The sequence below is a fragment of the Motiliproteus coralliicola genome, from assembly GCF_003345655.1.
GTDB classification, from domain to species: domain Bacteria; phylum Pseudomonadota; class Gammaproteobacteria; order Pseudomonadales; family Balneatricaceae; genus Motiliproteus; species Motiliproteus coralliicola.
Genome location: NZ_QQOH01000001.1, coordinates 489,059 through 504,151, shown reverse-complemented (window position 1 = coordinate 504,151; position 15,093 = coordinate 489,059). Strand labels below are relative to the sequence as shown.

Genomic DNA, 15,093 nt, shown 5'->3' with positions numbered 1-15,093 from the left:
TAGACATGGCTGATATCACCCAGGGCCCAGGCCACCAACCCGACGACACTCTGTTGCTCAAGGCGCTGGAGCTGATACAGCAGTACTATCAGATGTCCCAGCAAGCGCTGCTGCTCAAATTGAGCCGACAGGACACGCTGAACCGGCTTGCCAACCAACTCTATCAGGCCATTACTGAGCCTAACGAATGCCGGGCCTGGTTGTTCCTGGAGTCTGATCATGGGGCTCAAGTAGTTGGTGACCTTGACGAGCAACTAAGCATCGGCAATCGATCACTGTCAGAGCTACTGGGTAAATTGCGCAATAACGCGGATTCGGAAGCTGCATACCCCGCAGAACTCAGCCCTCTACTGCTCCAGCAAACCTATCTGCATCTGCTCGATCTACGGCCAACACAACGGGGGACTCAAGCCAGAGTAAGCCGCTTATATCTACTGCTCAGCACCAAAGGCATCGACAAACAAACTCTGCGAAAAGTCGGGCAGGTAGTGTCCGCGGCCATCCACCAAACCCTGGATCTATTCGACACCGTCAGAATCATCGATCAACAAGAGAAGGTATTCGACACCATCCCGATGCCACTGGCGTTAACCGATGCCAAGGGAGTGATTCACCGCATTAATCCCGCATTTTCGGCATCCTCAGGCTACCCACCGGAGGAACTGCTGGGCCACAGTCACGCGGTTCTGAAATCGAATTTGAATCCACCCGAGCTGTATCAGCAACTCTGGCAAACCATTTCGGCGGGAAAGATCTGGCACGGTGAGCTGGCCAACAAAAGCAAGAGCGGCGAAATTTTCTGGGAAGAGCTGACCATTATTCCGCTAAAAGCCAGCTCGGGAAAAGCCTACGCCTATGTCTCCATCAAACGCCCGACGACCCGTGAACACCGCCTGGCGGTGCAGGCCCAGTATCACGCCGAACACGACCAGCTAACCGGGCTGTTCAACGTGCAAAGGATGCGTGACGACTTGCAACAGCGCCTGGACAACGGAACCGGTGGCGCGATTATCTTTGCCGATATCGGCTCACTCAGCCGGATTAATCAATCACTTGGATTGGATGTCGGTGACAAGATTTTGCAAGATGCCGCTCGATGCCTCGAGCGGGGCCGCGTCTCCCTCGATCAGATCTATCGGTACAACGGCGACACATTCGCCATAATCCTCGATTGCGAACCTAACGAGCTGGAACAGCAGGTTGAATCAACGGTAAGCGCTATCCATTTACACAGTCGAGATGGTGCCAGTTACGACTCATCCATTATCCCTTTTAATCTTCATATTGGTATTGTGCGTTTTCCCGAAGATGGCACCAGCGTTACCAAACTGTTCGGTCGTGGCGCTTTGGCCTTAAGAAGCGCCAAAAAACACCAAGACCCGGCCGGAGCCTACTTTTCGATCGATGAAGAGACCAAGTTTCAACGCCAAGCCCGCCTGGAGCAAGACATTCAGCACGCCTTGAAAGCGGGCCAGCTGCAGCTTTGGTACCAACCCAAAGTGGATGCCCGCACCCATATGGTGGCTGCCGCCGAAGCACTGCTGCGTTGGAAACATCCCGAGTACGGATGGGTTTCGCCTGAAGAGTTCATCCCACTGGCGGAAAGCAACCGCGCCATCATCAACATCGGCCGCTGGGTCATCAACCAAGCCATCGCAGATGCTTCTTGCTGGCAGCAGCGATCAGGACCGATCGCCATTGCCTTCAACATGTCTGCCATCCAGCTGTTCGACGGCCAGCTGCTTCCGACGATCAACAATGCCTTAGCACGGCATCAACTCAACCCTGAACTGGTCGTAGTGGAACTCACGGAGAGCGTGCTGATCGATCAGCCGGAGTTCGCCCTATCGGTACTTCAGCAGATGATTGATGCCGGCCTGCGGGTGTCGATCGATGACTTCGGTACCGGCTATTCCTCCATGAGTTACCTGCGTGATTTTCCGGTTCATGAGATCAAAATAGACCGCAGTCTGGTTCGCAACGTCGCCAGCAACCCCGCCGGAGCCGTGATCGTTAACACTATCCTGTCGCTGGGTAAAAATCTGGATCTGGAGGTTGTCGCCGAAGGAGTTGAGCAGACCTCTGAAGCCGCCTACCTGAGTACCAAAGGCTGCGATCTGCTCCAGGGTTACCTGTTTTCCAAACCGATCCCCAATCCTCAGTTCATGGAGCGGCTCGATCAAATCAACAGCCCCCAGCCGGAGCCGCTCCAACCGGCCGAACACGGCGTCCTTTTCCTCGATGATGAGGCCAATATTTTACGCGCCTTGAAACGGGAGCTTCATCGCGAACCCTACCCATATTACCTGTCCCAGAGTGCTGACGACGCTTTCGAGATGCTGGCTAAATTTCCCATTTCGGTGGTGGTATCCGATCAGCGTATGCCCGATATCCGGGGAACCGAATTTCTTGCACGCGTGCATAAGCTCTACCCACGCGTTATCCGTATTATGCTGAGCGGTTACACGGATTCCGGATCAGTGATCGAGGCGATCAATACCGGCGTCGTGTCCCACTTTCTGACCAAGCCATGGGATGGAGGCATCCTCAAGCAAACCCTCAACGATGCCCGCAGACGCTTTCAACTGGAATCGGAGAGTCGACAGAACGAGGGACGACTGGAACAGCTGAGTTACGCGTACATGATCACCCCTGGTTCAGAATTGATATCCAAGGCCTATCAGCAGGCCGTTGAACGGCATAACGAAACCGTCAGTCTGTTCTTCTCATCTTCTTTCGAGCCGTCCGAACTCTTTGAGCAGATTACCGAATTACAACAGCTCATGATGGAGCTGAAAGCCAATCATTTTGATCGACAGCCCGACGTAGAAAAGCAGTTCGATACGGTCTGCAGCCTAGGCAGCCACCTGCTGTCGGAAAGGAAAGAGCAACCCGTCAAGGGTCATGAGGCGGAGGTTCTTCACTATCTCGGATCGGTTCGACAATTATTGATTGCCGGACTCAACTAGGGGCGATTGCCATCAAACGCTTGAGTTAATCGCTGCTCTGCAAATATTGGACGACTTTCATATCCGTACCACTGATATGCTGAACCAGCCAACGCTCCAGATAGCGGGCAATATCCTCTTCGGTCAGCGAACCGCCAAAATGATACTCCCGCAAAAACTGTAGGTTTTGCTCGACGAAGGCGGCATGTTCGCGTTGATGAGCGTCATAATCTGGATACCCCACCTCGCGCATCCACTGCTCTTCAAAACTGAAGTGAGCATCGATGTACTCACTGATCTGCTGTAGCACCTGGCTGGTTGGTAGAAGTTCAGCTCGTTCTGAGGCTGGTGTCTTCAATTGATTAAACAGATCAAACAACCGCTGGTGCTGGTTATCAATCTCCGTATACCCCGTATGCAAGGCAGGTCCCAACTCGATCATTCGAGACTCCTAGAGCTCCCTGTTGATACTGCAACTCTAGCTTGTGACCTGGGCTTCGCCAACCCAATCTCCCCTCACTATACGAATGGCCACTCTTCAACACTGCAACGAGGCCGCGATGGAAGCGACAGGCAATAAAAAAGGGGCACAATGCCCCTTTGCTGTTGATGGCAGCGGACCCGGCCGCCATCGACAATCAGTTATTCCGCCAGATCAGCTGGGGAACGCGAACTGAACACCTTCACGGACACCGGCAGAGGGCCAGCGCTGAGTGATGGTCTTACGCTTGGTGTAGAAACGCACCGCGTCCGGGCCGTAGGCATGCAGGTCACCGAACAGTGAACGCTTCCAACCACCAAAGCTGTGGTAAGAAACCGGTACCGGCAGCGGCACATTGATACCGACCATACCGACCAGGATGTTGTCGCTGAAGTAGCGCGCCGCTTCACCGTCACGGGTAAAGATGCAGGTACCGTTGCCGTACTCATGATCGTTGATCAGCTGCATCGCCTCTTCCATGGTCTCGACGCACATCACCTGTAGAACCGGACCAAAGATCTCTTTCTGGTAGGACTCCATCTCGGCGGTAACGCCGTTGATCAGGGTCGCACCGACGTAGAAACCTTCGGCATGGCCTTCAACCTGGGCTTCACGACCGTCCACTTCGATGGTGGCACCGTCCGCTTCGGCACTGTTGATGTAGCCGATCACCTTCTGCTGGTGTTCTTTGGTAATTACCGGACCGAAGTCCTTGCTGTTATCGGTGCACGGACCCACCTGAATCGGCTCCATCGCGGCCTTCATCTTGGCCACGAAAGCGTCCTGCATCGGCTTACCGACACAAACCGCAACCGACAGCGCCATGCAGCGCTCACCGGAGGAGCCGAATGCAGCGCCGGTCAGGGCGTTAACGGCGTTATCCAGGTCGGCATCCGGCATGATGATGGCGTGGTTCTTAGCACCACCCAGGGCCTGACAGCGCTTACCGTTGGCGTTGGCGGTGGCGTAGATGTATTCGGCGATCGGAGTAGAACCAACAAAGCTTACAGCCTTGACCCGCTCATCGGTCAGCAGCGTATCAACAGCAGTCTTGTCACCGTTAACGACGTTGATAACCCCCTTCGGCAGACCGGCCTGCTCCAGCAGCTGGGCGATAAACAGGGTTGAGCTCGGATCACGCTCGGACGGCTTCAGTACGAAGGTGTTACCGCAAACGATCGCCATCGGGTACATCCACAGCGGTACCATCGCCGGGAAATTGAACGGCGTGATGCCGGCAACCACACCCAGCGGCTGGAACTCGCTCCAGGAATCGATCGCCGGGCCAACGTCCTTGCTGTGCTCACCCTTCAGCAGCTCTGGTGCGTAGCAGGCGTATTCCACATTTTCGATACCACGCTGCAGCTCACCGGCCGCGTCGTGGGCGATCTTGCCGTGCTCTTCACCGATCAGGCGGCAGATCTCTTCGCTGTTGTCCTGCAGCAGTTGCAGGAACTTGAACATCACCCGGGCACGCTTGGACGGCGGGGTTGCACGCCAGGCCGGGTAAGCCGCTTCAGCAGCAGCGATCGCTTCTTCAACGGTCGCTTGGGAAGCGATAGCAACCTGCTTGCTGACTTCGCCGGTGGAGGGGTTGAATACGTCTTGGGTGCGCTCGGCTTCGTTGCTCAGCTCACCGTTGATCAGGTGTCCAATCAGGGTCATGTTTTTTACCTCGACAAGAGAGATGGCGGCAGGCTATCAGCCCGCCGCAGCTATCAGAATTAGTGGTGTGGGTTTTAACGAATCAGGCGATTTCGTTGATGCTTTCGCCCAGGGCGTTGATCAACAAATCGATCTCATGTTTTTCAGTGGTGAACGGAAGGCCCAGCTGAATAGTGGCGCCACCGTAGCGGACGTAGAAGCCTTTCTGCCACATCTTCATCGCGATCTGGTACGGACGCAGCATCGGCTCACCCGGTGCCGGAGCAATCGTCAGACCGGCGGCAAAGCCATAGCTACGGATATCGGCGATCAGCTCACTACCTTTGAGGCTGTGAACCGCATCGGCAAAATACGGGCTCAGCTCGGCGACGCAATCGATCAGGTTGTCGCGCTCCAGCAGCTCCAGCGACGCCAGACCGGCGGCACAGGATACCGGGTGGGCCGAATAGGTGTAGCCATGGGGTAGTTCAAGCGCATATTCCGGTCCGCCCTGCTCCATAAAGCAGTCGTAGATCTCCTGCTTCACCGCCACGGCGCCCATCGGTACCGTACCGTTGGTCAGCTGCTTGGCCATGTTGAGGATATCCGGCGTCACACCAAAGGCTTCGGCACCGGTCTTGGCACCCATGCGGCCGAAGCCGGTGATGACCTCGTCGAAGATCAGCAGAATATTGTGATCATCACAGATCTTACGCAGACGCTGCAGGTAGCCTTTTGGCGGCGGAATCACACCCGCGGAACCGGCCAAAGGCTCGACGATAACCGCAGCGATGTTGGAGGCATCGTGCAGAGCGATCAGATTCAGCAGCTCATCGGCAAGTTCGGCGCCCTGCTCCGGCTGGCCTTTGACAAACTGGTTCTGCGGCAACAGCGTGTGGCGCAGATGGTCGGCGTCGACCCCCTGGCCGTAGAGAGCCCGGTTGCCGCCAATACCGCCGACGGAGATGCCGCCCCAGTTAACGCCGTGGTAACCCAATTCACGACCAATCAGCTTGGTCTTGGTCGGTTGACCCATCTTGCGCCAGTAGGCGCGGGCAATTTTCAGGGATGTCTCGGCAGACTCAGAGCCGGAACCGGTAAAGAACACCCGGTTGATCCCTTCCGGCATAAACTGGGTGACTTTCTCAGCCAGCTGGAACGACTTCGGGTGGCCGAATTGAAACGCCGGCGCGTAGTCGAGCTGCTTGATCTGAGCACTAACCGCTTCAACGATTTCCGGGCGGCTATGGCCGGCACCACAAGTCCAAAGGCCAGACAAACCATCGAAGATTTTACGGCCATCGGCATCGGTGTAGTAGTTGCCTTCGGCAGAAACGATAATCCGCGGATCCTGCTTGAACTCTCGGTTGCCAGTAAAAGGCATCCAGTGGGCGTCGAGCTGCGCTTGGGTCAAACCTGCACGTGAATCTTGCGCTGCCATAGATCTCTCCTGTGATGTTTATCCTGCCGGTCGCATGCCAGCTTGTTATGGGCTCACTATAGCTCGACGCTTCTTTTGTTCTATTTAAGGTTTTTCAATTACACTTAACCAAATACTTAAGTAATTGAGTCCTGACAATGAAAGCCTCTCCAAGCCTCAGCGGCCAGATCAGCGATATCGATATTCGACTTCTACGAATCTTTCGCAGCGTGGTAGAAAGTGGTGGGTTTTCAGCCGCCGAAGTAGAACTCAATATCAGTGTTTCGGCGATCAGCATCGCCGTCTCCGACCTGGAGAAGCGCCTGGGCATGAAACTGTGCCAGCGAGGGCGCGCCGGGTTTTCATTGACCGACCAGGGTAGCGAGGTGTATCAGGCGATCCTGCAGTTGTTTGCGTCGCTTGAAAACTTTCGAACCCAGATAAACAGTATCAATGCCAACCTCAAGGGTGAGCTGAACATCGGCATCACCGACAACCTGGTGACCATGTACAACCATATGCGAGTCACAAACTCACTGGCGGCATTGAAGCAGCGCGGGACCGATATCCGGATCAATATCCGAATGATGCCACCGGCTGAGATCGAAAAAAATGTGCTGGATGGCCGGTTGCATATCGGCGTTATTCCGGACTCCCGTCGGCTGGCAGGTCTGGACTATATCGACCTGTACGATGAAGAGTCGCGACTGTATTGCGGCCACAGTCACCCACTGTTTGAACAACAGCAACCCGAACTGGATGCCGAATCACTTCAACAATTGGATACCGTGGTGCCGGTTTCGGCGATGCCCGATCGACAGCGCTCGCTGCTGCAACAGCTCAATCCGGTCGCCAGCACCAGCGACCGGGAAGGCGCCGCCTTTCTGATCCTCTCCGGCCAGTACGTGGCCTTTTTACCGACCCACTATGCTGAACGCTGGGTTCATGAGGGACGAATGCGGGAGCTATTACCGGAGCAGTTCAGTTTCCAGACCCGTTTCGCCGCCATCCACCGTCGCGGTAATCACAGCAACCTGATTCTGGAGACCTTTATAGAAGAGCTGAATCAGCGGGAGAACGATCAAACATAAAGAATGCTCTGTCACGGCCGCAGGCTCGCTATCGAAACCCCGGCCGTGAAGGACATTTAAACTAACACTGGAGCCGTTTTACAGGTCCAAGTCGTCAAAACAGGCGCGACTGTTGTCATAAGCATCCTGATACACCGACCAACGCTCGACGAAGTACTCGTAGAAATGGATCCGGGTCTCATACTCCACCGGTGTCAACTCCACATGCCGGTAATGTTCCTTCGGCAGGTGTTCCTTACGTAACAATCGGTTGATCAGATCTATATGGGCGACCTCCCCGGAGTAGGAGGCGTTGAACCACAGCTGGGTCACCAGGTTGCTGACCTGGAAGCTGTTGGTTGGCATCGCCTCCTTCCATTCGACGCTCTGGGGACGAACCGAGAAGATTCGCTGTGCCGCCGGCGCCAGTTCACGGACAATAAACTGACGATGGTAGGCCCCGTCGATCAGGGTCCGCTCATTGCCGTCCCGGTCTTTGAAGCCGTAGAGATAGAGCCATAGCGCCGCATCCACCGCCTCACGCAGCTGCTCGGGATTGTTCGGATCCAACACCCGAATACGGGTATCGCCCAGCAGAGCGCCGTCAACATAGCGGCCGGGGCGCTGCTGATCCAGCACCTGCTGAGCGCGCGGATTGATAAACAGCACCTCTTCACCGGCTGGCGCATCAAAGGCGTTGAACAGGATACCGATCTCCGACTCAGAGGCTAGGCGCTGACCGATCGCCAGCATCGATTCCGGACTACGCTCGGGTACGAACACCTGGGCCGGAAACATCCGGTTCATCAACTCCTCGCCCCACTGCTTCCAGAAGCTGTCGAAATCGGCCGCGCTGTTGATATAGGGGCTGAGCCAGTTCTGCCAATACTGCTTAACTGCCGGTGAGAAGATCCCCGGATCGCCACTCATCGCCATCACCGGCCCATCGAGCCAACTCAGGGGTTTGGGGAAACGGTTGGTCTTGTCGACCTCCAACCGCAGCTCCTGCTCCATATTGACCGAAGCGCCGGTCAACGGATCTGGCTCATGGTTTTTCTGCAGCAGGTAGCGCCAGGTCCAGTAGATCTGACCGGAGGTGCAACTGATCAGTTCGGGTTCGATCCCCTGATCCAACGAAGCCTGCAGAAAACCGATTCCATGGGCATTGAAGCCCCCCAGGCCGCCTAGAGCAAAAGCGATTGATTCCTTTGACATGATCTATCCCTGTTTCTGTTGTTATTGGTTGTCGTAAAGTCCCATCAGATTGTACTGAACTTCGGCATTGAGTTGAGTGCAGTCCGCTACGAAGTTTGCCTAACAGGATGACTGTTTCGGCACCCCGCTGTGAAACCGGAACTCATCGTCATCCGATTCGATCAACTCACGCTCGGCAGCCAGGAAAAACTCAACCCGCTCAGTGATATCCTCTGCCGCTGCATCCTGTGCCAGTTTCAGATAATCCTGATAATGCCGCCCTTCTGCCTTCAGTAGTGAATGGTAATACTTAGCCAGCGCCGGGTCGGACTCTTCCAGGTAGGGTTCGATGGCGGCAAAACGCTCGCAGGAACGCGCCTCGATGATGGCACCGATGATCAGGGTATCGACCAGTTTGGCTGGCTCATGGTTACGAATATGGCGACGCAGTCCCTGCGCATATCGGGCCGGTGTCATATGGTCATAGATGACCCCACGTTCACGCATCAAACCCAACACCTGCTCAAAATGGATTAGTTCCTCACGAGCTAGGCGAGACATCTTATTCAACAGATCGATGTTATCGACGTAACGGAACATCAGATTCATCGCCGTCGACGCCGCTTTCTTCTCACAATGGGCATGATCGATCAGCAGAATATCGCGATTTTCCAGTGCCGCATCGATCCAGCCCTGCGGGGTTGGACAGGGTAGAAACTGTTGAATTTCTTGTAGTACGTCCATCTTTTCCTCGTACCCGGGTTATCTTTGGGGCGCAATTATACCCAAACCTTTTCAGTGCGGCTCGCATCACCCTTAACATGAAAACCACTACGTCGAGTAACACGCCTTCACCCGATAAGAAATCAGCTATTGTTACTGCATGAGTTTGCTTGTGTGGCTTTAACATGGTTTGTCATTCCACCCTCCTTCGTTCGGTCCTATTAGGTCTGCTGATAGCCATCTACTCAACCAGCAGTATGGCCGCGCCCGCAGATGACGAAGCTCGCACGATCAATCTTGCCTACGCCGAGAACTGGCCACCTTTCTCCTATCAGCGCAGCAATGGACAACCTGCCGGCATCCTGATTGAGATCGCAAACTTTCTACTTGGTGATCAACTGGGTTACAGAGTGAACCACGCCTTCCACCCATGGAAAAGATCTCAAAAGCTGGTTAAGGAAGGGGTCTACGATGCGCTGCTTGCCGTTCCCAACCTAGACAGGCAGCGATATACCACCGCCAACAGTTCGGAAATCTACTCGATGCAGGTCAGGGCTTTTGTTTCGAAGCGCTCCCCCAGAGCAGATCAACTGTTAGCAACAGATAGCCCGCTGCTGCATCCAGATGGCCATTACTCACTGTTGCTGGGGGATAAAACCTGCGAGGCGATCTACGATGCCAACCAAGTCGCTTACCACACCGTCAACGACATGCACCAGGTAATTAAGATGCTTGCCACCGGACGTAGTGATCTGTTTCTGCACTCAAAGGTAGCGGCGATTCGGAGCATGATCGAATTGAATTTGGAGCCCAAGGTAGCCATGCACCCCAAGGTCTTCAAGACGGCGCCACTTTACCTGCTTCTTTCTGAAAGATTCAAAGAAAAGTCTTCACTTATCAATAATCTAGATATCGCAATAACTAAGTTAAAACAGGCTGAGCAATACGCCTCTAAAATCGATCAAATTGAACGCGACGAGATTCTCTATAGTCTTGAATATGCTGAATTGCAGCACTAATTAGTCCTCTGGAAAGAAAAGCTACCCAGCTTATTATCGACGTAGCTACCCATCCATATGCACAAAACCTCCTGAAAATCTATTCCTCTTAGTTTGTAAGGTTTTTATTTCTTATACTCTTGTAATTCTACAAGCACCCACTCAAAATCACCGTTTACTTGATAAAACCCATACCAAGGAAGCAGGACTTGATGCCGCAACAGGTCTTCAACCATTGCAAACAAACGGCCAAAACATTACCGAGTAATTTTCTCCAGTATTTAAATAATGGGATACCACAAACCAAATATCTTTTATCGGGTTATGGTTTGTTAAGGCAATATATATGCTGTTAGCAGTAGCATTTAAAAAGTCACTGTTTTTACTGACATTATTCATCTCGCTATTACCGCTTGCCACTGCGAGTGAAACCAAAAGTGAACCCATTAAACCCCTCGTCGCTGATTTAACTATCGATCCCAAATTAGTGGCGCTGGGCGACCAGCTATTTCACGACCCTCGCCTATCCAAGGACAACTCTGTGAGCTGCGCCAGCTGTCATCAGCTCTCCCAAGGGGGTACGGACGACAAGCCGAGATCTAGTGGTGTCGATGGTGCGATGGGGGAGATCAAGACCCCCACCGTGTTCAACTGCAGTTACAACCTGGCCCAATTCTGGGATGGACGGGCGGTCACCCTCGAGGAGCAGGCTGCGGGCCCGATTCACAACCCTGTGGAGATGAACTCGTCCTGGTCTGAGGTTCGCGCCAAGCTCAGCCGAGACCCAAGCATGGTCGCAGCATTCAACGAGTTATTCGATGACGGCATCAGCAGCGACAACATCGCTACAGCGATCGCGACCTTCGAGCGCTCACTGGTGACAATCAATTCTCGTTTCGATCGTTGGCTACAGGGAGAGAACTCTCTTACCGAACAAGAGCTGCAAGGGTATCGGCTGTTTCAAAACTACGGCTGTATAAGCTGCCATCAAGGAGCCAATGTCGGCGGCAATATGTACGCATATATGGGAGCAATGGGTGATTATTTCGAAAGCAGAAACTCCAAGCTGACCCGGGCAGACCTGGGCCGTTTCAATGTCACCGGCCAAGAAGAAGACAGGCACTATTTCAAGGTCCCCAGCCTGCGTCTGGCTGCAATCAACCCACCCTATTTTCATGACGGGTCGGCCACCACCTTAGAAGAAGCCGTTCGCATCATGGGGCTATATCAGCTCGGACGCGAAATCCCGGAGGCTCATATTCAGGACATCATCGCCTTCCTGCGCACCCTGATTGGAGAGCACAGCAAATTAACGCCATGAAACTATTATTCCAATCCATCGGACAACGCCGGGGGCTGTTGCTGCTTGGTCTAAGCATGACCTTTATTATGTTGCTTGGGCTGTTTTGGGATGACGATTCCGACGACTATGCCGAACTGTCGCGACTCATGCTGCAGCTGAAGACCTTGGATGCTCGGTTTGATCGAGATATGTTGCGGATCGCCTCATTCCTGATGGTTCAATATGACCCTCTGGTGAAAACCAGTAACGAGCTGAATCAGATCAGAACAAGGTTTAATGCGACTGCCGATCGCGATCATGAGCAGCTATCCGAGCAGAATCGACTGTTCTGGCAGACGATGAAAACCAAACTGGATCTGCTGGAGAAAATCAAATTTCAAGCCGCCTTGGTCCGAAACGGTATTCATTATCTCCCGACTCTGGCCCAGACTTTCAACCAGCAGGAGCCTGCCCACTACAACCAAATTGTTGAGTTTATCAACCAGCTTTACAGCTATCAACTCTCTTCTGCCGATTCCCACTTTAACGATATCCTCGGTTCCCTCGAGCAGATCAAACAGTGGTCGTTGAGTTCAACGCAAAGCCGCGATCTGGTGGAGCAGCTTCTGTTCCACATCGATTCAAACCTGCACGGTTTGGCAAAACTGGATTCTTTGAAAAAGAGCTACCTTGAAGTCCCCAGCCAGACTTATTTCAGTGCGCTTCACGAACAGCTGGAAAAGCAACGGGTCACCGAAACCGCAATCAAACGCCAACTTATCGTGCTGCTGTCGCTGTCGGTATGCGCACTGATCATCGGCTTATGGTTATTGATTCGAAGCTTACATAACGCTCACTTGGAGTCGAAACGGGCCTGGAACCGACTGCACGATGCGGTCGACAACCTCTCCGAAGCCTTTGCCCTGTTTGATGCCGATCATCGACCGGTACTTTATAACCGCCGTTTTGAGGCCTTCTATCCCTGGCTGAAAGAGTATCCGATCGATTCGTTAACTCTGGACGAACTCCAAGCCGCGGTCGCAGAACGGACCGAGTATTACAGCTTGGAAGGGAGTCTATTCACCGATCCGCGCCCGCAAGGCCAGTATGTCGAACAGATCGATAACAACACCTGGTACCTGGCCAGTAACAAACCGACTAGCGAAGGTGGCATGGTCTGCGTCAGAAGTGACATCTCCGCCTCGAAACGGGCCGAGGCCGATTCGCGGAAACTCAGCCGGGTTCTGAAACAAAGCCCGGCCTCCGTGGTGATTACCGACACCCAAGGCGTGATCGAGTACGTCAATCCCTGGTTTGAACGGGTCTCGGGCTACAGTGCCGCCGAAGCTATCGGTCAAAACTCCAGCTTCCTGAAAAGCGGTAATTTAAGCCGACAGGACTATGAGACGATGTGGACCCGGTTGAAGGCCGGTCGCGAATGGCGAGGAATGTTCCACAATCGACACAAAGATGGATCCACCTACTGGGAGTCTGCATCGATCTCGCCACTGCGCGACGAGCACGGCAAGATCACCAGCTTCATCGCGGTAAAAGAAGACATCACCGCGCAAAAGCTGGCCGAAGATCAATTGCGCATGAATGCGGCGGTTTTCGATACCACCGCTGAAGGAATCATGGTCACCGATGCCGAAAATCGGATTAAAACGGTCAATCCCGCCTTTACCAGAATCACTGGCTATGGACTCGATGATGTTCTTGGAAAATCACCGCAGCTATTGAAGTCCGGTCGCCATGAACCGGCCTTTTATGAGCAACTTTGGAATTCGGTCCGACAACAGGGTCACTGGAGCGGCGAGATCTGGAATAAACGCAAAGATGGAACCCTGTTCCCGGAATGGCTTTCCATCTCTGCGATCAAGGGCGCAAACGGCGATATCGAAGAGTACGTCGCCGTCTTTACCGATATCACCCAGCATAAAGAGAACGAAGAGCAGATCCGTTACCAGGCCAACTACGATGCATTGACCGGCCTACCTAACCGTACCCTGCTATCCGATCGTCTCAAACAGGCGATCGCCTCGGCCAAACGCGAGCAGTGGATGCTGGGGATTCTGTTTCTCGACCTGGATCATTTCAAGGTGGTTAACGACACCTTTGGTCACGCCGTTGGCGACGAGCTGCTGCAGCTGGTAGCGGCCCGCATCAAAGCCTGCCTGCGGGAGTCGGATACCATTGCTCGATTCGGTGGTGATGAGTTTGTCATCCTGTTGCAGGACATCGCCGAAACGGATTCTGTGGCCCAGGTTGCAACCTACATCATCGATCAGATCACTCGGGGCTTTTCACTTAACGGGCGTGAGATCTCCATCGGTGCCAGCATCGGCATCACGATCTATCCCGATGATGCCGCCAACGCAGACACCCTGCTGCAGAATGCCGATATGGCCATGTACCAGGCCAAGGAACGTGGCCGCAGTACCTACCAGTTCTTTACCCTGTCAATGCAACAGAAGACGCTGGATCGCCGACAGCTGGAACTGGAGCTACGCCACGCGATCAAGAACGGGGAGCTGGAAATTTACTACCAACCGGTCGTCAACCCCAGCCTCAACCAAACGATCAGCGTCGAGGCTCTACTACGCTGGAATCACCCCAAACGCGGCCAGGTATCCCCCGCCACCTTCATCCCCATTGCGGAAGACAGTGGCCAGATCGGCGAAATCGGCCGCTGGGTGCTGTCAAACGCATGTCGGCAACTGAAGGTTTGGCAGGACGCCGGCTTCAGCAACCTGAAGCTGGCCGTCAACCTATCCAGCCGACAGCGAGAGCTGGGGCTGGAGGCGGCTGATCTGCAACAGGTGATCGACCAGGCAGGAATAAAGCCAGAATCCCTGACCCTTGAAATCACCGAGAGCCTGCTGATACGCGATACCGAAGAGGCGCTGGTCTGGCTTTCCAGTTTGAAAGCGCTCGGGGTCAAATTATCGGTCGACGACTTCGGTACCGGATACTCATCACTGAGCTACCTGAAGCGCTTCCCGGTTGATGCCCTGAAGATCGACCGCTCCTTCGTCAGCGATCTGCCGGAGGACCTCGAAGACGCCACCCTGGTCAAAACCATCGTTGCGATGGCCCAGAACCTCAACCTCTCACTGGTCGCCGAAGGGGTCGAAACTCAACAGCAGGCCGAGTTTCTGGTCAATAACAGCTGTCGTAATCTGCAGGGTTTTTACTATGCCAGACCGATGCCCGCCGCCGAAGTCGGTACTTGGCTTAGCAAGCCCCCTTCAAACGTCACCTCGGGGCCCACAAAATCCCTGTTCACAGACTCTGAGTAATGGCGCCAGACAAACAGCTGAGCGCCAGGATCAA

General features: G+C 54.1%; 10 protein-coding genes. 5 read left to right on the top strand and 5 right to left on the bottom strand.

Features of this window, described 5'->3' with window-relative positions; genetic code table 11:
• Positions 1 to 5 precede the first annotated feature (5 nt).
• The gene (locus DV711_RS02320; protein WP_114694029.1) at positions 6 to 2,969 is read left to right on the top strand and encodes an EAL domain-containing protein; all 2,964 of its coding nucleotides are present in this window, start codon (positions 6 to 8) and stop codon (positions 2,967 to 2,969) included.
• A gap of 25 nt (positions 2,970 to 2,994) precedes the next feature.
• Here DV711_RS02320 and DV711_RS02315 read toward each other — a convergent pair whose 3' ends face one another.
• The 3 genes from DV711_RS02315 to aptA form a co-directional block, all read right to left on the bottom strand.
• Positions 2,995 to 3,390, bottom strand: coding sequence for a bacteriohemerythrin (locus tag DV711_RS02315; protein ID WP_114694028.1), 396 nt, complete (start codon positions 3,388 to 3,390; stop codon positions 2,995 to 2,997).
• A 213-nt stretch (positions 3,391 to 3,603) separates the two neighbouring features.
• Positions 3,604 to 5,094: a CoA-acylating methylmalonate-semialdehyde dehydrogenase gene (locus DV711_RS02310; RefSeq protein ID WP_114694027.1), complete on the bottom strand. Its 1,491-nt coding sequence runs from the start codon at positions 5,092 to 5,094 to the stop codon at positions 3,604 to 3,606.
• Between the two features lie 82 nt (positions 5,095 to 5,176).
• The gene (gene aptA, locus DV711_RS02305; protein WP_114694026.1) at positions 5,177 to 6,514 is read right to left on the bottom strand and encodes an omega-aminotransferase AptA; all 1,338 of its coding nucleotides are present in this window, start codon (positions 6,512 to 6,514) and stop codon (positions 5,177 to 5,179) included.
• Positions 6,515 to 6,651: 137 nt separating this feature from the next.
• Between aptA and DV711_RS02300 the strand changes: the two genes are divergently transcribed.
• Complete coding sequence (locus DV711_RS02300; protein WP_114694025.1) at positions 6,652 to 7,584, top strand: LysR family transcriptional regulator; 933 nt, start codon at positions 6,652 to 6,654, stop codon at positions 7,582 to 7,584.
• Between the two features lie 78 nt (positions 7,585 to 7,662).
• On the opposite strand, the gene DV711_RS02295 is transcribed toward DV711_RS02300, so the two are convergent.
• Both DV711_RS02295 and DV711_RS02290 read right to left on the bottom strand, forming a co-directional pair.
• Positions 7,663 to 8,778, bottom strand: a complete 1,116-nt coding sequence (locus tag DV711_RS02295) for a hypothetical protein (protein ID WP_114694024.1) — start codon at positions 8,776 to 8,778, stop codon at positions 7,663 to 7,665.
• 99 nt (positions 8,779 to 8,877) lie between these two features.
• Positions 8,878 to 9,501: a MiaE family protein gene (locus DV711_RS02290; RefSeq protein ID WP_114694023.1), complete on the bottom strand. Its 624-nt coding sequence runs from the start codon at positions 9,499 to 9,501 to the stop codon at positions 8,878 to 8,880.
• Between the two features lie 236 nt (positions 9,502 to 9,737).
• Between DV711_RS02290 and DV711_RS02285 the strand changes: the two genes are divergently transcribed.
• The 3 genes from DV711_RS02285 to DV711_RS02275 all read left to right on the top strand — a co-directional run bounded on the left by DV711_RS02285 (position 9,738) and on the right by DV711_RS02275 (position 15,059).
• A complete protein-coding gene (locus tag DV711_RS02285; protein ID WP_207802515.1) occupies positions 9,738 to 10,499 on the top strand; it encodes a substrate-binding periplasmic protein in 762 nt (253 codons plus the stop codon).
• A 325-nt stretch (positions 10,500 to 10,824) separates the two neighbouring features.
• Positions 10,825 to 11,799: a cytochrome-c peroxidase gene (locus DV711_RS02280; RefSeq protein ID WP_114694021.1), complete on the top strand. Its 975-nt coding sequence runs from the start codon at positions 10,825 to 10,827 to the stop codon at positions 11,797 to 11,799.
• On the top strand, positions 11,796 to 15,059 hold the full coding sequence (locus tag DV711_RS02275; protein ID WP_114694020.1) for an EAL domain-containing protein: 3,264 nt from the start codon (positions 11,796 to 11,798) through the stop codon (positions 15,057 to 15,059). Before DV711_RS02280 ends, DV711_RS02275 begins: the two co-directional genes overlap by 4 nt.
• Positions 15,060 to 15,093: the final 34 nt, after the last annotated feature.

Excerpts from the sequence above, each read along its gene's own strand:
- DV711_RS02300 (WP_114694025.1), top strand. The coding sequence starts at position 6,652 with ATGAAAGCCTCTCCAAGCCTCAGCGGCCAGATCAGCGATATCGATATT.
- DV711_RS02285 (WP_207802515.1), top strand. The coding sequence starts at position 9,738 with ATGGCCGCGCCCGCAGATGACGAAGCTCGCACGATCAATCTTGCCTAC.
- DV711_RS02280 (WP_114694021.1), top strand. The coding sequence starts at position 10,825 with ATGCTGTTAGCAGTAGCATTTAAAAAGTCACTGTTTTTACTGACATTA.
- DV711_RS02310 (WP_114694027.1), bottom strand. The coding sequence starts at position 5,094 with ATGACCCTGATTGGACACCTGATCAACGGTGAGCTGAGCAACGAAGCC.
- DV711_RS02315 (WP_114694028.1), bottom strand. The coding sequence starts at position 3,390 with ATGATCGAGTTGGGACCTGCCTTGCATACGGGGTATACGGAGATTGAT.
- DV711_RS02275 (WP_114694020.1), top strand. The coding sequence starts at position 11,796 with ATGAAACTATTATTCCAATCCATCGGACAACGCCGGGGGCTGTTGCTG.
- DV711_RS02295 (WP_114694024.1), bottom strand. The coding sequence starts at position 8,778 with ATGTCAAAGGAATCAATCGCTTTTGCTCTAGGCGGCCTGGGGGGCTTC.
- DV711_RS02320 (WP_114694029.1), top strand. The coding sequence starts at position 6 with ATGGCTGATATCACCCAGGGCCCAGGCCACCAACCCGACGACACTCTG.
- aptA (WP_114694026.1), bottom strand. The coding sequence starts at position 6,514 with ATGGCAGCGCAAGATTCACGTGCAGGTTTGACCCAAGCGCAGCTCGAC.
- DV711_RS02290 (WP_114694023.1), bottom strand. The coding sequence starts at position 9,501 with ATGGACGTACTACAAGAAATTCAACAGTTTCTACCCTGTCCAACCCCG.